The organism is Pantoea sp. AS142, from assembly GCF_037152305.1.
In the GTDB taxonomy this organism is placed as follows: domain Bacteria; phylum Pseudomonadota; class Gammaproteobacteria; order Enterobacterales; family Enterobacteriaceae; genus Pantoea.
On record NZ_JBBCMO010000001.1, the window covers coordinates 529,661 to 548,008 of the forward strand.

Here is an 18,348-nt window from a genome sequence, read left to right on the forward strand (position 1 = left end):
GGATACCACATGGAACACCTTAAATCGGAACTCACGCTGGCGTTGGGTGAAACCATCAGCCGCCTCGAAATGATCAGTGAACATCCACCCACCCGGCTTTATGCGTTATACGATCGGGAAGGCCGCCCCATGCCGGTGGTGGCAAAATATTTTCGGCATCAGGGACGGGCGGCGATGGAAGCCAGAAAGCTGGCGTTGCTGGGGCAGGCCGGGTTGATTGCGGTGCCAGCGGTTTATGGCCTGGTGATGAGCCAGCAGCCTCCGGTGCATGAAATGCTTTTGCTGGCGCGACTTAATGGTGTGACGGCGGAGGCGCCGGCGCGGGATGCTCATCGCTGGCAACAGTTTTGCGAACAGGTGGTTGAGGGGCTGCTTGCCTGGCACCGGCTCGACAGTCACGGTCTGGTCGGAACGGTGGACAGCACGCAGCAAAACAGCTGGCCCGCCTGGTATGCCCAAAAGGTTGAGGTGTTGTGGACGACCCTGAGCTATCTGCGTCCGCCAGATTTTACGCTGGACGATCGCCAGATTCTGTTCCGCTGCCGGGCGCGACTGACGCATCTGTTTCGCGAATTCGACGATCCCTGCATCATGGTGCACGGCAACGTGCGGCTGCAAAGCATGCTGAAAAATAGCCGCAGTGACCAGTTAATCGCGATGACGCAGCCGGGCACGATTCTCTGGGCACCCCGTGAATATGATCTGATCCATCTGGACGCGTCGCCCGCTGAAACGGCGCTGCTGCACAGTTACCTGCAAAGGGCACCGGTTTCTGAGGGCTTTCTCTGGCGTCGGTGGGTTTACCAACTGTGGGATTGCATCGACAATCTGATTCAGACCGGCACGTTTAATCGTCCGCGTTTTGAGCATGCCCACGCTCAATTACTTCCCTGGCTCGGTTGAGCTCGTTTCCTCGCCTTTGAAATGCTGCAAGAGCGAGCCAAGCGCTTCATAGACCGCACGTTCACTGTGACTCAGCCAGATTGATGACGGTATCGCCCGTTCCCATCCATTCAGTGGTGACGTAATCGCCAGCTGATTGGCAGGCGCAGCAATCGGCTCAAGCCCTGCCGCATGGAAAAAGCGTATTGCCCGCGGCATATGATTCGCTGAGGTGACCAGCAGCAACGGGCGATCTCCAACCACAGTTTTGACCGCCTGCGCTTCATCCGCTGTGTCGCGAGGCTTGTCGAGAATCTGAATATGTTCGCGCGGAACGCCCAGACTTTCCGCTACCTGTGCCGCTACCCAGGCACTGCTCTTTGGATTGGTGCCACCCGCTGCGCCGGTAAAAATTAGCGTCGACTCTGGATTACGCTGCCACTGACGAACACCTTCTGCCACGCGCGGCAGACTGTTATTCAGCAGGTTCGAGCTGGGCGCCCACGCCGGGTTAAAGGTGTAGCCTCCGCCCAGCACCACAATGTAATCCACCTTCTCTGCGCCATTCCAGGTCGGATAGCTCCTGTCCAGCGGCAAAAGCAGACGATCGGCCAGCGGTTGCAGGCTCAGCAGTAGCAGTAGCAGCCAGCTGATGGAGATCACGGTTTTGCCGCTTTTCTGCCAGCCAGTAAACCAAAGCAGTAAAATGCCCAGCGCCATCAGCAAAAGCAGAAACGGCAGGGGTAAAAGCAGCCCGCCAGTGACTTTTTTTAGGGTAAATAACATCAAAAAAGAGTCCTGTTGTCCGAAAATAGAGCACCCGGAAGGGAAGATGGGGATGAAAGGTTCATTCTTCTGGTGCCTGTGACAAAATAGCACAAGTTTCACCGCAGCATACCGGAGCGCATGCCATGCAGGATCGTAACTTTGACGATCTCGCGGATAAATTTTCGCAAAATATTTACGGCACCACCAAAGGGAAGATACGTCAGGCCATCCTCCGGGATGAACTGGAGATGATACTGCCCGGACTTTCACCCTATCCGCTGTCGGTGCTGGATGCTGGCGGCGGTATCGGCCAGGTCTCCAGCGGGCTTGCTGCGCAGGGCCATCAGGTTCTGCTGTGCGACCTCTCCGGCGAGATGCTGCGCCGGGCAGAGGAAAATGCAGCGGCGCAGGGTGTGAGCCACAACATGCAATTCAGACAAATTAGCGCGCAGCAGGTGGGCGAACATTTGGATAAGCCGGTGGATCTGGTATTGTTCCACGCTGTGCTTGAGTGGGTCGCTGAACCGGAGAAGGTGCTGAAAGCGCTCTTCGACCTGCTGCGTCCAGGGGGCGTCATGTCGCTGATGTTTTACAATCTGCACGGCCTGACATTGCGCACCTTAACGCTGGGTAATTTCGGGTATCTGCGCACCAACCTGACCAAACGCAAAAAGCGAACGCTGTCGCCTGACTATCCGCGCGACCCCAATCAGGTCTATCGCTGGCTGGAGGCGTGCGGCTTTGTGATTGAGCAGCGTGCCGGAATCCGGGTGTTCAGTGACTACATGAAGCCGCCCAAGGGCGAGCCAAAAAGCGACGACGAAATTATTGAGATGGAGCGGCGTTACTGCCGTCAGGAACCCTTTTTGAGCTTAGGGCGTTACATCCACGTGACCGCGCGTAAACCCGGGCAGAAGGACGAATTATGAGTGAATTTTCCCAGACGGTACCTGAACTGGTATCCTGGGCGCGCAAAAATGACTTTTCGCTTGCGCTGCCAGTGGAACGTCTGGCCTTTTTGCTGGCTATCGCCACCCTCAACGGTGAGCGGATGGATGGCGAAATGAGCGAAGGCGACCTGATTGATGCTTTCCGTCACGTCAGCAAAGCTTTCGAACAAACCCACGAAACTGTGCTGGTTCGCGCCAACAACGCTATCAACGATATGGTGCGACAGCGCCTGCTCAACCGTTTTACCAGCGAGCTCACCGAAGGAAACGCCATCTATCGCCTGACGCCGCTGGCGATCGGCATCACCGACTATTACATCCGTCAACGTGAGTTTTCGACCCTGCGTCTGTCGATGCAGCTTTCGATTGTTGCCAGTGAGCTTAAGCGGGCAGCCGATGCCGCACAGGAAAACGGCGATGAGTTTCACTGGCACCGCAATGTTTTCGCGCCACTGAAATATTCGGTGGCGGAGATCTTCGACAGCATTGATATGACTCAGCGTCTGATGGATGAACAGCAGCAGGAGGTTAAAAACGATATCGCTGAACTGCTGAATAAAGACTGGCGCGCGGCTATTTCCAGCTGTGAAATGCTGCTCTCTGAAACGTCAGGGACGTTGCGTGAACTGCAGGATACGCTGGAAGCCGCGGGCGACAAACTGCAGGAAAATCTGCTGCGGATTCAGGATGCCACACTGGACAGTCCCGATCTGGGCTTCGTCGATAAGCTGGTGTTTGATCTGCAAAGTAAACTCGACCGTATTACCAGCTGGGGCCAGCAGGCGATCGACTTGTGGATCGGCTATGACCGCCACGTTCATAAATTTATCCGTACCGCTATCGACATGGATAAAAACCGCGTCTTTGCTCAGCGCCTGCGGGTATCGGTGCAGAATTACTTCGACGCGCCCTGGGCGCTGACCTACGCCAACGCCGACCGACTTTATGACATGCGCGATGAGGCACTGACGCTGCGGAATGACGAAGTCATGGGCGAACTGCCACCGGAGATGGAATACGAAGAGATCAACGAAATCCGCGAACAGCTGGCAGCGATGATTGAAAAAGCGCTACAGGTCTACAAATCGCAACAAAAACCGCTCAACCTCGCGTCAGTGATGCGCGACTACCTGGCCCAGTATCCCCGCGCCCGCCATTTCGATCTGGCGCGCATTGTGGTGGATCAGGCGGTGCGCCTTGGCGTAGCGGAAGCCGATTTAGCCGGTTTGCCTGTGGAATGGCAAGCCATCAATGATTACGGAGCCAAGGTGCAGGCACATGTCATCGACAAATATTGAACAAGTGATGCCGGTTAAACTGGCACAGGCACTGGCCAACCCGATTTTTCCCGCGCTGGACAGCCAGTTGCGCGCCGGACGCCATATCGGTATCGAAGAGCTGGATAATCACGCTTTTCTGATGGACTACCAGTCATTTCTCGAAGAGTTCTACAGTCGCTATAACGTTGAGTTAATTCGTGCGCCGGAAGGCTTTTTCTATCTGCGTCCGCGTTCAACCACGCTGATTCCGCGTTCTGTGCTCTCTGAGCTGGACATGATGGTCGGTAAGATTCTCTGCTATCTCTACCTCAGCCCGGAACGACTGGCCAATGAAGGGATCTTCACCCAGCAGGAATTGTATGACGAGCTGCTCTCACTGGGCGATGAGAACCGTCTGCTGAAGCTGGTAAACCAGCGTTCAACGGGTTCAGATCTGGATCGCACCAAACTGCAGGAGAAAGTGCGCGCTTCCCTGAGCCGCCTGCGTCGCCTTGGCATGGTGTGGTTTTTTGGCAACGACAGCAGCAAATTTCGCATCACGGAATCGGTGTTCCGCTTTGGTGCCGATGTGCGTGCCGGTGATGACGCCCGTGAAGCGCAGCTTCGTCTGATCCGTGATGGTGAGGCAATGCTACTGGAAAACGCCACTGCTCCGGTCGACACCGATGAAGGTGAAGGGCAGGAAGACGACGCGAGTGAGAACGCAGAGGAAGAACAGGCATGATTGAGCGCGGAAAGTTTCGTTCGCTTACGCTGATCAACTGGAACGGTTTTTTTGCCCGCACCTTTGATCTTGATGAATTAGTAACCACGTTGTCAGGCGGTAACGGTGCAGGTAAGTCCACTACGATGGCGGCATTTGTCACCGCGCTGATCCCCGATTTAACGCTGCTGCATTTCCGTAACACCACCGAAGCGGGCGCGACGTCAGGGTCACGTGACAAGGGCCTGCACGGTAAACTGCGGGCCGGCGTCTGCTACTCCATGCTGGATGTGGTGAACTCTCGCCATCAGCGAGTGGTAGTCGGTGTGCGTCTGCAACAGGTCGCCGGACGCGATAAAAAGGTCGATATCAAGCCGTTCAGTATCCATGGTCTGCCAACCGATACTAACCCGACCGATATGCTGACGGAAGTGCTTAACAGCCGTCAGGCACGCGTGTTGCCACTGAATGAGGTGAAAGAGCGGGTTGAAGCGCAGGAAGGCGTGCAGTTCCGCGCCTATAACTCGGTGACCGATTATCACGCCATGATGTTTGATCTGGGCGTGGTGCCGCGCCGTCTGCGCTCGGCCAGCGATCGCAGCAAGTTCTATCGCCTGATTGAAGCCTCGCTGTATGGCGGTATCTCCAGCGCCATCACCCGCTCTCTGCGTGATTACCTCCTGCCTGAAAACAGTGGTGTGCGTAAAGCGTTCCAGGATATGGAAGCCGCGCTGCGCGAGAACCGTATGACGCTGGAGGCGATCCGTGTTACCCAGTCTGATCGCGATCTCTTTAAGCATCTGATCTCAGAAGCGACCAGCTATGTTTCAGCGGACTATATGCGCCACGCTAACGAGCGTCGGGGACACCTGGACAGCGCGTTACAGCTGCGCAATGAGCTGTTCAGCAGCCGTAAGCAACTCGCCACCGAGCAGTATCGTCATGTTGAGATGGCGCGCGAACTGGCCGAGCACAGTGGCGCAGAAAACGATCTCGAAGTCGATTATCAGGCGGCCAGCGATCACCTGAACCTGGTGCAGACGGCGATGCGTCAGCAGGAGAAGATTGAGCGCTACGACGCAGATATCGAAGATCTGACGCTGCGGCTGGAAGAGCAGACCGAAGTGGTCTCAGAAGCGCGTGAAATTCAGGAAGAGAATGAAGCGCGTGCCGAAGCGGCTGAGCTGGAAGTGGATGAGCTGAAAAGTCAGCTGGCCGATTTCCAGCAGGCGCTTGACGTGCAGCAAACCCGCGCCATCCAGTACCAGCAGGCATTGCAGGCGCTGGAACGCGCTCGCGCGCTTTGCCAATTGCCCGAACTGAACATCGAAAATGCCGCTGAATGGCAGGAAAGCTTCCAGGCCAAAGAGGAAGAGGCGACAGAGCGCCTGCTGCGTCTGGAGCAGAAGCTGAGCGTGGCGGAAGCGGCGCACAGTCAGTTCGAACAGGCGCTGGCGCTGGTGACCAGCATTGCCGGTGACGTGAGCCGTCAGGATGCCTGGCAAACCGGTCGCGAATTGCTGCGTGATGCCAGCAACCAGCGGCACCACGCCGAACAGCTCTCTTCGCTGCGTCTGCGTCTTAATGAGCTGGAACAGCGTCTGCGCGAGCAGCTTGAGGCGGAGCGTCTGCTGGCCGAGTTCTGCAAGCGTCAGGGGCAGCATTATGAAGCAGATGCGTTGGCAGGCTTGCAGCAGGAGCTTGAAGCCCAGATTGAACAGCTGAACAGCAGCGTTTCCGACGCCGGTGAGCAGCGCATGACGATGCGTCAGGAGCTGGAACAGCTGCGCGAACGCATCGCCAACCTGACGGCCCGTGCGCCACACTGGCTGGCGGCGCAGGAGATCCTGACGCAGCTCAGCGAACAGACCGGCCAGGCGCTTAACAGCAGCCAGGACGTCACCGAATATATGCAGCAGCTGCTGGAGCGTGAGCGTGAAACTACCGTCGAGCGTGATGAAGTGGCAGCATGTAAACGCGATATCGAACAGCAGATCGAACGGCTCAGTCAGCCGGGTGGTGCAGAAGATGCGCGCCTGACCCAGCTGGCAGAACGTTTTGGCGGCGTGTTGCTGTCTGAGATTTACGACGATGTGACGCTGGATGATGCGCCTTATTTCTCAGCGCTCTACGGTCCGTCACGTCATGCGATTGTGGTGCCTGAACTCTCCCGTGTGCGTGAGTTGCTGGATGGCCTGGAGGAGTGCCCGGAAGATCTCTACCTGATCGAGGGTGATCCTCAATCGTTCGATGACAGCGTATTCAGCGTGGATGAGCTGCAGAATGCGGTGGTGGTGAAGGTGGCAGAGCGTCAGTGGCGTTATTCCCGCTTCCCGAAAATACCGCTGTTTGGCCGCGCGGCGCGTGAGAATCAGCTTGAACTGCTGCACCTTGAGCGCGATAAGCTGGCCGAACGCTACGCCACACTGTCGTTCGACGTGCAGAAAACTCAGCGTCTGCATCAGTCATTCAGCCGCTTTATCGGCAGTCATCTGGCCGTCGCCTTTGATGCCGACCCGGAAGCGCAGCTCCGTCAGCTGGGCGCGCGCCGTGGTGAACTGGAGCGGGCGCTTAATCAGCATGAGAGCAATAATCAGCAGCAGCGTCAGCAGTTTGAGCTGGCGAAAGAGGGGGTTTCACAATTAAACCGATTGCTACCTCGCGTCAATCTGCTGCTGGACGATACCCTGCGCGATCGCTGCGAAGAGATCCGCGAGCAGGTCGATGCCGCACAGGAAGCCGCGCGCTTCCTGCATCAGCATGGCGCTAAGCTGGCGAAACTTGAACCGATCATCGCTGTATTACAGAGCGACCCGGAACAGCACGAGCAGTTACAGGCTGATTATCAACAGGCCCAGCAGCAGCAGCGCAATGCGCGTCAGCAGGCCTTTGCCCTGACAGAAGTCGTGCAGCGTCGCGCTCACTTCAGCTATGACGACTCGGCCAGCATGCTTAACGGCAACAACGACCTCACCGATAAACTGCGTCAGCGTCTGGAACAGGCTGAGGGTGAACGCAGTCGCAGTCGTGATCGCCTGCGTGAACATCAGGCGCAGCTGACGCAATATTCCCAGGTGCTGGCCTCGCTGAAAAGCGCCTGGGACGCCAAACGCGACATGCTGAAAGAGCTGCAGCAGGAGATGCAGGATATTGGCGTCCAGGCTGACAGCAGCGCAGAAGCACGCGCACGCGTTCGCCGTGACGAACTCTACACTGCACTGAGCCATAACCGCGCCCGCCGTAATCAGCTGGAGAAACAGCTCACTTTCTGTGAAGCGGAGATGGATAACCTGCAGAAACGACTGCGTCAGCTGGAGCGTCATTATTATCAGGTGCGTGAACAGGTGGTCAGCGCTAAAGCGGGCTGGTGTAACGTACTGCGCCTGGTGAAAGAGAATGGCGTCGAACGTCGCCTGCATCGTCGTGAACTGGCCTACCTGAGCGGTGATGAGCTGCGTTCTATGTCGGATAAAGCGCTGGGTGCGCTGCGTCTGGCGGTGGCGGACAACGAACATCTGCGCGACGTGCTACGGTTGTCGGAAGATCCAAAACGGCCGGAACGTAAAATTCAGTTCTTTATTGCGGTTTATCAGCATCTGCGCGAGCGTATTCGTCAGGATATTATTCGTACTGACGATCCGGTTGAAGCAATTGAGCAGATGGAAATCGAACTGAATCGCCTGACGGAAGAGCTGACGGCGCGTGAGCAGATGCTGGCGATCAGTTCGCGCAGTGCAGCCAACATTATCCGTAAAACGATCCAGCGTGAACAGAACCGCATCCGCCAGCTCAACCAGGGCCTGCAGACCGTCAGCTTTGGTCAGGTGCGCAGCGTGCGGCTTAACGTTAACGTGCGTGAAACCCACGCCATGCTGCTGGATACGCTGTCGGAAGAGCACGAGCAGCATCAGGATCTCTTTAACAGCAACCGTCTGACCTTCTCGGAGGCGCTCGCCAAACTTTATCAGCGTCTTAATCCGCATATCGACATGGGGCAGCGGACGCCGCAGACCATCGGTGAGGAGCTGCTGGACTACCGCAACTATCTGGAGATGGAAGTGGAAGTCAACCGGGGTTCCGATGGCTGGCTGCGTGCAGAAAGCGGTGCGCTGTCAACCGGTGAAGCGATCGGTACTGGTATGTCGATTCTGGTGATGGTGGTGCAGAGTTGGGAAGAGGAGTCCCGTCGTCTGCGTGGCAAAGATATTTCGCCTTGCCGACTGCTGTTCCTGGATGAAGCGGCCCGTCTGGATGCCCGCTCCATCGCCACGCTGTTTGAACTCTGTGAGCGATTGGAGATGCAGCTGGTGATTGCAGCACCGGAGAATATCAGCCCGGAGAAAGGCACCACCTACAAACTGGTGCGTAAGGTGTTTAACAACACCGAACATGTGCATGTGGTCGGCCTGCGTGGTTTTGCTGCCGATCCTTCACCCGCGCGTGCGGTGAGTGAAACAGATTCTCTGCCCGATTTAACGACTGAAAAATCACAGGCAGAGACGTAGTCAAAAACTGAACCATTCGTTAATCTGGAAACGGCATTTGTCACATGAGGCAAATGCCGTTTTTGTTTGTATACTCACATTATGAGTCACGGCGCGGTTGCAGTGGTTACAGGGAACACTGCGAAGTTGAAAGATAAGGGGGCAGGGATGTTGCTGGTAAAAACATTAAATCATCATCGCGTTATATCATTGTTAGCACTGGCGCTAACTGTTGTTCCATTTACGCTACCTCAGGCCGCTGTCATTGCCGCTATGCCCGGGACACCGCGGGCGGCAATCTCCGTCTCCGAAAGTCAGCAACGCATCCGGCAGGCGTTTTCCAGCGCCGATCAGCCATTTTATCTTGCACCATTGGCGACACTGTATGCGTCGCGTCATATGCAGCCACTCTGGCAGGATGCTCAGGCCGTGCAGAAATTTCAGCAGCAGTTGGCTGAGGTGGCGCTTTCTGGCGTCCAGCCGCAGTTCACGCGCTGGATTGAGCGTCTGACCAACCCGGCCATCACCGGCTTTGCACGGGATGTTGCGCTCTCCGATGCGATGCTGGGCTATCTGCAATTTGTTTCAAATGTACCGACGCAGGGTGAAACCTGGCTTTACAGCAATGTCCCCTACCGGCTGACACAGCCGTCAGTGGCGGTGGTCAATCAGTGGCAGAACGCGGTAAATGCGGGATCGGCCAATACATTTATTACTTCACTCCAGCCGCAGCACCCGCAGTATCAACCGATGCATGCTGCCCTGAAAACCTTGCTTAATGATAAACAGCCCTGGCCACAGTTGAAAAAAAACGAAACGCTGCGTCCGGGACAGGTCAGTGACGATGTTCCGGCGCTGCGTGAAATATTGCAACGTAGCGGCATGTTAACCGCGCAGGCTGTTACGCCGGCACCGGATGAAGATGCGGTGCCGGTTGCTGCCTCGCCGGTGAGCCACAGCGAGCAGCCGGTCGCGGTCAGTCCTTCTGCCACGCCCGTCACCGATCTGCCTGCGCCCTCGCCGCAATTGCCCGGTAACGTGCAGAGTTTGACGCTGGAAGGGAACACCGCCAATGTCTATGACGAGACGCTGGTGGCTGCAGTAAAGCGTTTCCAGCAGTGGCAGGGACTGGATGGCGACGGTGCTATCGGTGCCAGGACGCGGCAGTGGCTTAACGTCTCTCCGCAGATGCGTGCTTCCCTGCTGGCGTTGAATATTCAGCGCCTTCGCCTGCTGCCGGATGATATGCACAACGGCATCATGGTGAACATCGCCAACTATTCGCTGATTTATTACAACAACGGCAATAAGATCCTCTCCTCACGTGTCATCGTCGGACGTCCCGATCGCAAGACACCATTGATGCGCAGTGCGCTGAACAATGTGGTGCTGAACCCGCCGTGGAATGTGCCGACCACGCTGGTACGTCAAGATATTATTCCCAAGGTGAAACAGGATCCCACTTATCTCTATAAGCATGGTTATACCCTGCTGTCGGGCTGGAGCGCTGATGCCGAGGTGATTGATCCCACTATGATCGACTGGCGCATGGTTACCGCCTCATCGTTCCCTTATCGGCTGATTCAGGCGCCGGGCGTGGCGAATGCGCTGGGCCGTTATAAATTTAATATGCCAAGCTCAGATGCGATTTACCTGCACGACACGCCGAACCATAACTTGTTTCAGCGTGATATCCGCGCGCTCAGCTCAGGCTGCGTCCGTGTAAACAAAGCGTCTGAATTGGCTGGCTTATTACTTCAGGATGCGGGCTGGAACGATGTCCGTATTTCCAGCACGTTGAAAGAGGGTGACACCCGCTATGTGTCGATTCGCCATCGCATTCCGGTCAATCTCTATTATCTGACGGCGTGGGTTGCTGATGATGGCAAACCGCAGTTCCGCACAGATATTTACAATTATGATGACACCGCCCGTTCGGGCAGTCAGGCTCTGAGCCGGGCTGAGCAATTGCTGCTCTAGTGATTGATTTTAAATCGTTAGCAGCCCGCCGGTCATTCAGAAAAATATGATCAAATGGCGATCGCTTCGGGGATCGCCTCGCAAACCGTTTGCTGATGGGTTGACGCTCCACTGAGAGAAAGTTATGGTTCGGCCTGTGCGCTTTTTACACATTTCTATGGCTTCACTCTCAGGTAAACCGTTACATGTCTACTATTGATTCTTTTCGTCGCAAACTACTGCTATGCGGTAGCGCCGCCGCTGGACTGGCATTATTGCCCGCTTCTGCTAAGGCCTCGCTTTCTACGTCTCGCCCGCGTGTATTGATGCTTAATAATCTCCACACCGGTGAAACCCTTAAAACTGAGTTTTTTAATGGTAAGAGTTACGACAAGGATGAGTTGTCACGATTAAATCACTTTTTCCGTGACTATCGGGCCAATAAAGTGAAAAGCATTGACCCGCACCTGTTTGACCAAATCTTCCGCTTGCAGGCGCTGCTGGGAATGCGTAAACCGATCCAGCTGGTTTCCGGCTATCGTTCACTTGCAACCAACAATATGTTACGTGAGAGCGGTCCTGGGGTGGCAAAGCACAGCTATCACACCAAAGGCCAGGCAATGGATTTCCATATTGAAGGTATTTCATTAGCCAATGTTCGCAAAGCGGCGTTATCTCTGCGTGCCGGTGGTGTAGGATATTATCCCCGCAGTAACTTTGTACATATTGATACCGGGCCGATCAGGCACTGGTAATGATACCGGCAACGCTGCGTGAGCCGGTCATGGAGCGTTATGAATTACCACATTATTCCTGTTACAGCGTTTGCCCAAAACTGCTCAGTTATCTGGTGCGACACTACTCGTGAAGCCGCACTGGTCGACCCTGGCGGCGATGCCGATCTAATCAAACAAACGCTGCAGCATTGCAAACTTAAACCGACTCAGATTCTGCTGACGCATGGACACCTTGATCACGTCGGGGCAGCTGTCGAACTGGCTGCTTTCTACCAGATTCCGATTATCGGACCGCATAAGCGTGATGCATTCTGGCTGGAAGCACTGCCTACCCAGAGCCGGATGTTCGGACTTGATGAATGTGCACCTTTTACGCCCGACCGCTGGCTGGAAGAGGGGGAGAGCGTACAGGTAGGGCTGACCACGCTGGAAGTCCTGCACTGCCCGGGACATTCGCCTGGCCATGTGGTGTTCTTTGACCGTTCAGGACGGTTACTGATCTCAGGCGATGTGATTTTTAATGGTGGTGTGGGACGCACAGACTTCCCGCAGGGCGATCATCAGCAGTTAATTGATGCTATCCGCACAAAATTACTGCCGCTGGGCGATGATGTTACGTTTCTGCCCGGTCACGGCCCGATTTCTACGCTGGGACGTGAACGCATCAGTAATCCTTTTCTGCAATAAAAAATGGGCCAGCAGGCCCATTTTTCAATTAGGTCATCCTGCTTACAGCACGGCGACAATCGCTTCGCACAGCGCAGACATATTGTCTGGCGTCATGCCCGCCACATTCACCCGGCCTGAGTTGACGGCATAGACACCAAACTCTTCACGCAGCCGAATTACCTGGTCTTTGGTTAATCCACTAAACGAGAACATGCCGTTCTGCTTAATGATAAAGCTGAAGTCGCGCTGTGCGCCTTTTTCCGCCAGTGTGTTCACAAACAATTGGCGCATGCGCTGAATGCGCTGGCGCATGTCCGACAGCTCCTGCTCCCAGATGGTGCGCAGGGTATCGTTGCCCAGAATCGTGGCGACGATGGCCGCACCATGCGCTGGCGGATTGGAGTAGTTCGCACGAATGGTATATTTGACCTGGCTGAACGCCGTATCTGCCACGCTGGCTTCCGCCGCCACCAGGGTGATGGCACCCACACGCTCGTTGTACAGGCCGAAGTTCTTAGAGTAAGAACTGGCGACGATCAATTCCTGATGCGATGCAGCAAAAATACGCAGGCCTTCTGCATCTTCCTCCAGACCCCGGGCAAAGCCCTGATAGGCGAAGTCGAACAACGGCAACCAGTCATTGGCCTGTGAAAGCTGCGCCAACTGCTGCCACTGCTCAGCGGTCGGGTCGATACCGGTCGGGTTATGGCAGCAGCCGTGGAACAGCACCACGTCACCAGGCTGAACCTGCTGCAGCGACGCCAGCATGCTCTCAAAATCCAGCGTATGGTTTGCCGGGTCGTAATAATGGTATTCACAGACCTCAAGGCCGGCTGCATTGAACACGTTGTTGTGATTCGGCCAGCTCGGATTGCTGATCCAGACCCGTTTCACCGATGTTTGCGTGGCGAGGAAATCGGCTGCAACGCGTAGCGCGCCTGTACCACCCGGTGTCTGAGCCGTGCGAGCGCGGCCAGCGGTGATTAGCGGGCTCTGGTTGCCGAACAGCAGGGCCTGTGTGCAGCGGGCAAAATCAGCCAGACCATCAATGCTGAGATAGTTTTTGGTGGTTTCATTTTCCAGCAGGTATTGCTCAGCTTTTTTAACACTGGTCAGCACCGGGGTCTTGCCGGTTTCGTCTTTATAGACGCCAATACCCAGGTTTATTTTTTCGGGGCGGTCGTCAGCACGAAACAGATCGGCCAGCCCAAGAATAGGATCGGCGGGTGCAGCAGAGATCGATTCAAACATGTGTCAGGTCCATTAGCGTGAACTTTAGCAAGAGGGCTCTCAGGTTAGCGCCCGGTCAGGCAAATGCCAACCGTTTGCGAGACAAATTCATACATTTTGCAGTGTGGATTGCGCGACGAGGAAATGCAGAGGTTAAAACGGGGTAACAGGGCGGGAAGATAGGCGGTTCAGGGGAATCACAGACATAAAAAACGGGGCCGTAGCCCCGTTTTTCAACATGTTTAAGCAGGATTAGAACTGGTAAACCAGGCCTACGGCTACAGTGTCATCAGTGTTCAGGCCCAGCGCGTTGTTGTCATCCAGCTGGTTGATCTGATAGTCCACATAGGTAGACATGTTTTTGTTGAAGTAGTAGGTCGCGCCCACGTCGATGTATTTAACCAGGTCAGCATCGCCCACGCCTTCAATGTCCTTGCCTTTAGATTGTACATAAGCAATGGATGGGCGCAGACCGAAGTCGAACTGATACTGTGCAACAAGTTCAATGTTCTGTGCTTTATTAGCAGAGGCAGCACCTGTCTGTGTAACGCCTGCAGCATTCACACTGGTGTTAACAGTAATTGGCGTAGAGTTACGGGTTTCACCGTACATCGCTGCCAGGTAAACGTTGTTTGCATCATATTTCAGAGCAGTTGCCCAGTTTTCTGCGCGTTTACCCTGACCAACTACGTTGCCATTAATGTCAGTGGTGCCGTCTGCCTGAGAGTCAGTGCGATCGCTGCTGCTATATGCACCAACAACACCGACACCGATTGGTGAGGTATAGCTGGTTGAAGCGCCCCAGCCGTCGCCGTTAGCACGACGGGTGTCAGTACGCTCATTTTTACCCTGATACTGAACTGCGAAGTCCCAGCCATCTACCAGACCAAAGAAGTTGGTGTTGCGGTAGGTCAGCAGGCCGGTGCTACGACCGTTCATGAAGTTATCTGAATATCCTGAGTCGCCACCGAACTCTGGCAGCATGTCGGTCCAGCCAATTGCATCATAAACCACACCGTAGTTACGGCCGTAGTCGATTGAGCCAGCGTCACCGAATTTCAGACCGGCAAAGCCCAGACGGGTTCTGTTACCATCTTGTGCGTCTGAACCTTCAGAGTTGTTCGCCTGAATGTTGTATTCCCACTGGCCGTAACCAGTCAGTTGGTCATTAATCTGCGTTTCGCCCTTGAAACCAAAACGAACGTAAGATTTGTCGCCGTTGTTGCCATCGTTATCCGCGGCATCGTTATCAGAGAAGTAGTGCAGACCAACAGCTTTACCGTACAGGTCCAGTTTGTTGCCGTCTTTGTTATAGATTTCTGCAGCGTTTGCTGCGCCGGCGGCTAACAGAGCTGGGATAATCACTGCAAGAATATTGCGCTTCATCATTATTCATTACCCTCATTGGAGTTATTTGTACACCTGCCACTGCCGTCAAGAAACCTTTACGGGAACCCTGAACGAAGTTTGGTGTCTTCCTGTGTCTGCACGCATCTTTCCATCCCCCCCGCCGTAATTCTACCTCGAAAATGCTACTAAACTCGTAATCTGGTTTCAAAGAGAAAATTTGTATTACAAAGTGTAAAAAATACGGAACTTTGTGAGATAACTCAAAATTTACAAAAATAAAAAAAGGCCGGCAGTGCCGACCTCTTTATATATATGAATTTCTTATATTTAATGCTGAATTTTAGAAACTCGCATTGCGTGGAGTACGCGGGAAGGGGATGACGTCCCTGACATTTTGCACGCCAGTCACATAGGCGATTAAACGTTCAAAGCCCAATCCGAAGCCTGAATGTGGCACGGTACCGTAGCGGCGCAGGTCACGATACCACCAGTAATCTTCTTTATTCAGACCCATCTCTTCCAGACGAGCATCCAGCACCTCAAGACGCTCTTCACGCTGTGAACCACCGATGATCTCACCAATCCCTGGCGCCAGAACATCCATCGCCGCCACGGTTTTGCCATCTTCGTTCAGGCGCATATAGAATGCTTTAATGTCTTTCGGATAGTTTTTCACCACTACCGGTGCTTTAAAATGTTTCTCTGCCAGATAGCGTTCATGTTCTGAAGAGAGATCGATACCCCAGGAAACTGGGTTTTCAAAGCTCTGACCACAGTTCATCAGGATATTAACCGCATCGGTGTAATCGACCTGGGCAAAATCAGTCGTGATGAAACGCTGCAGGCGCTCTATGGCCTCTTTATCCACGCGCTCAGCAAAGAAGGCCATGTCATCGGCGCGTTCTTCCAGTACCGCGTTGAATACATATTTCAGCATGGCTTCTGCCAGTGCAGCGGCATCATCAAGTGACGCAAACGCAATTTCCGGCTCCAGCATCCAGAATTCTGCCAGATGGCGACTGGTATTGGAGTTCTCTGCACGGAAGGTCGGGCCGAAGGTGTAGATCTTCGACAGGGCGCTGGCATAGGTTTCGCCGTTCAGCTGTCCTGAAACGGTGAGGAACGCTTCTTTACCAAAGAAATCTTCGCTGAAGTCAACGTTGCCCTGGTCATTACGCGGCAGGTTTTCCAGATCCAGCGTTGAGACCCGGAACATTTCGCCGGCACCTTCGGTGTCGGAGGCTGTAATCAGCGGTGTGGAGACCCAGAAATACCCATTTTCGTGGAAGAAGCGATGCAGCGCCTGTGCCAGAGTGTGGCGAACGCGGGCCACCGCGCCAATCAGGTTAGTGCGCGGACGCAGGTGAGCCACTTCGCGCAGATACTCGATGCTGTGGCGTTTAGCCGCCATCGGGTAGCTGTCGGGATCGTCCACCCAACCTACCACTTCCAGGCGGGTCGCCTGAATTTCAAATGCCTGGCCCTGACCCGGCGATGCCACCACTTTTCCGGTGACGATAATGGAACAGCCTGTGGTCAGACGCAGCACTTCATCCTGATAATTATTCAGAGAATTATTGACGACAGCCTGAACGGGATTAAAGCAGGAGCCGTCATAGACAGCGATGAAGGAAAGACCGGCTTTGGAATCTCTTCGGGTACGCACCCAACCACGTACGGTGACTTCACTGTCAACCGCAACGCGACCGTGCAGTACATCCGCTACAGGCACTACGCTCATAAATATCTCTCTATATAGAAGAAGTGAGTAAAAAAGTTGCCCCATCCGGGGTTTTGCTATGTTACTTGCGAGTCTTCAGGAAACAAGCAAAATTCAGGGGGGAAAGCAGATTTATTACAGCAGAGGCGGGGCGCATCAACGCCCCGATAAGAAGAGAATCAACTCGCTTTTTTCACCAGCGGCAGTTCAAAAGCTTTACGCAGGGCTCTGACAAAGGCTTTATCCTGGCAGATGGTTTTGCCCGGGCTATCTGAGAGTTTTGCCACCGGCTTGCCGTTACACTGCACCAGTTTGATAACGATGTTCAGGGGTGTTACGCCTGGAATATCGCAGGTCAGACGGGTGCCGATGCCGAACACGACATTCGTGCGCTGACCAAAGTGGCGGTAAAGCGTCACTGCTTTGTCGAGATTCAGGTTGTCAGAAAAGACCAGCGTTTTGCTTTGCGGATCGATACCCAGCTTATGATAATGGGCGAGTGCCTTCTCGCCCCATTCCAACGGATCGCCGGAATCGTGGCGCAATCCCTGGTAGCGGCGGGCAAACACCGGACCGAAATCGCGCAGGAACGCATCCATGGCGATGCAATCCGTGAGGGCGATGCCCAACTGATCGTCATACTCATCCAGCCACGCCTGCAACGCAGCGCGCTGGCTGTTTGCCAGGACCGGGCTGATCTGCTGGAATGCCTGGAACCACTCATGGGCCTGGGTACCCACTGGCGTCAGAGACAGACGGCGCGCCAGATCATAGTTACTGGTGCCAATCAGCCACGGAAAATCGTGTTTCAGCGTAGAGACAATCGACTGCTGCACATCCTGCGAATAGCGACGACGGGTGCCGAAATCCATCAGGCGGAAGCGTGACATATCAAGGTCAGCTACCTGTGTCTTAAAATCGCCGAGTTTCTGATGCAAGTGTTCAAGCGCCTGCTGGGTGGTGACCTGCGGCGTGCGATGACGATGCACAATTTCGCTGATCAGCGCCAGCAGAGGCACCTCCCACATGATCACCTCTCGCCACGGTCCCTCAATACGAATATCCAGCTTGCCGTAATGGTTGCGCACTACAACCTGATCCGGGTTATAGCGGAACTGGCCTAACCAGCTCAGGTAATCCGACTGGAAAAAGGGCAGGTGAGACAACCATGTCGCTTCATCATCAGTCAGCGCCAGGTGTTGCATTGCGGTTATCGCGTCACGAATTTCGTCAGCGTAGAGACCCAGCAGTTCGTCGCCGCGGCAGCGAAACTCCGCCGCCACCGTTATGTCATGATAGCGGTGGAAAACGGCCTGCTGCATATGGAGCTTATAGGCATCCGTATCCAGCAGCGAGGTCAGTATCGGGGAAGCATGTCCTGTCATGGCGCGTTTCAGCATCCTGTTCGGTGGCGCAGAGCCCGGTGTTGTACACAGTCATAAAGACGCAAAAGTATAATTCACTATCTGAACCGGATCACAGCATATTTCAGTCGGGCGGGTCGAGGCCAATCTGTGCCTTTGTTAACAAACTGTAGCCATTTAACCCTTTAGGTGCATTGTGCGTGGCAAGCTTGTAGTAACCAGCTTAGACTTTGCCGGTAAACATTTAACAAC

At 54.7% G+C, this 18,348-nt stretch carries 13 protein-coding genes; 8 read left to right on the forward strand and 5 right to left on the reverse strand.

Translation table 11 applies throughout. From position 1 onward, the window contains the following. Positions 1-9 precede the first annotated feature (9 nt). Positions 10-903 (forward strand): hypothetical protein, encoded by an 894-nt coding sequence (locus WFO64_RS02605; RefSeq protein WP_337008659.1) that lies wholly within the window; start codon positions 10-12, stop codon positions 901-903. Here WFO64_RS02605 and elyC read toward each other — a convergent pair. Continuing rightward, positions 883-1,668 carry an envelope biogenesis factor ElyC gene (gene elyC / locus WFO64_RS02610; RefSeq protein WP_337008661.1) on the reverse strand — a complete coding sequence of 262 codons (786 nt, stop codon included), beginning with the start codon at positions 1,666-1,668 and terminating at the stop codon, positions 883-885. The two genes, WFO64_RS02605 and elyC, sit on opposite strands and share 21 nt — an antisense overlap. 125 nt (positions 1,669-1,793) lie before the next feature. On the opposite strand from elyC, the gene cmoM reads away from it, so the two are divergent. The 7 genes from cmoM to WFO64_RS02645 all read left to right on the forward strand — a co-directional run bounded on the left by cmoM (position 1,794) and on the right by WFO64_RS02645 (position 12,450). Continuing rightward, the gene (cmoM, locus tag WFO64_RS02615) at positions 1,794-2,579 is read left to right on the forward strand and encodes a tRNA uridine 5-oxyacetic acid(34) methyltransferase CmoM (protein WP_337008663.1); all 786 of its coding nucleotides are present in this window, start codon (positions 1,794-1,796) and stop codon (positions 2,577-2,579) included. Further along, complete coding sequence (gene mukF, locus WFO64_RS02620) at positions 2,576-3,898, forward strand: chromosome partition protein MukF (protein WP_337008665.1); 1,323 nt, start codon at positions 2,576-2,578, stop codon at positions 3,896-3,898. The genes cmoM and mukF overlap by 4 nt, the downstream gene beginning before the upstream one ends. After that, complete coding sequence (gene mukE, locus WFO64_RS02625) at positions 3,879-4,604, forward strand: chromosome partition protein MukE (RefSeq protein ID WP_337008667.1); 726 nt, start codon at positions 3,879-3,881, stop codon at positions 4,602-4,604. Before mukF ends, mukE begins: the two co-directional genes overlap by 20 nt. Beyond that, complete coding sequence (gene mukB / locus WFO64_RS02630) at positions 4,601-9,088, forward strand: chromosome partition protein MukB (protein ID WP_337008669.1); 4,488 nt, start codon at positions 4,601-4,603, stop codon at positions 9,086-9,088. Before mukE ends, mukB begins: the two co-directional genes overlap by 4 nt. A 147-nt stretch (positions 9,089-9,235) precedes the next feature. After that, complete coding sequence (gene ldtD, locus WFO64_RS02635; RefSeq protein WP_337008671.1) at positions 9,236-11,047, forward strand: L,D-transpeptidase; 1,812 nt, start codon at positions 9,236-9,238, stop codon at positions 11,045-11,047. Between the two features lie 185 nt (positions 11,048-11,232). Beyond that, positions 11,233-11,781 carry a YcbK family protein gene (locus tag WFO64_RS02640; RefSeq protein ID WP_337008672.1) on the forward strand — a complete coding sequence of 183 codons (549 nt, stop codon included), beginning with the start codon at positions 11,233-11,235 and terminating at the stop codon, positions 11,779-11,781. Positions 11,782-11,820: 39 nt separating this feature from the next. After that, the gene (locus WFO64_RS02645; protein ID WP_337008673.1) at positions 11,821-12,450 is read left to right on the forward strand and encodes an MBL fold metallo-hydrolase; all 630 of its coding nucleotides are present in this window, start codon (positions 11,821-11,823) and stop codon (positions 12,448-12,450) included. A gap of 42 nt (positions 12,451-12,492) precedes the next feature. Here WFO64_RS02645 and WFO64_RS02650 read toward each other — a convergent pair whose 3' ends face one another. From WFO64_RS02650 to pncB, 4 genes are all read right to left on the reverse strand, one after another. After that, on the reverse strand, positions 12,493-13,683 hold the full coding sequence (locus tag WFO64_RS02650; protein ID WP_337008675.1) for an amino acid aminotransferase: 1,191 nt from the start codon (positions 13,681-13,683) through the stop codon (positions 12,493-12,495). A gap of 231 nt (positions 13,684-13,914) precedes the next feature. Further along, complete coding sequence (gene ompF, locus WFO64_RS02655) at positions 13,915-15,051, reverse strand: porin OmpF (RefSeq protein ID WP_337008677.1); 1,137 nt, start codon at positions 15,049-15,051, stop codon at positions 13,915-13,917. A gap of 301 nt (positions 15,052-15,352) precedes the next feature. After that, entirely contained in the window at positions 15,353-16,753 is a 1,401-nt protein-coding gene (asnS, locus tag WFO64_RS02660; protein WP_337008679.1) for an asparagine--tRNA ligase, read from the reverse strand. 158 nt (positions 16,754-16,911) lie between these two features. After that, entirely contained in the window at positions 16,912-18,117 is a 1,206-nt protein-coding gene (gene pncB, locus WFO64_RS02665) for a nicotinate phosphoribosyltransferase (RefSeq protein WP_337008681.1), read from the reverse strand. Between the last annotated feature and the right edge of the window lie 231 nt (positions 18,118-18,348).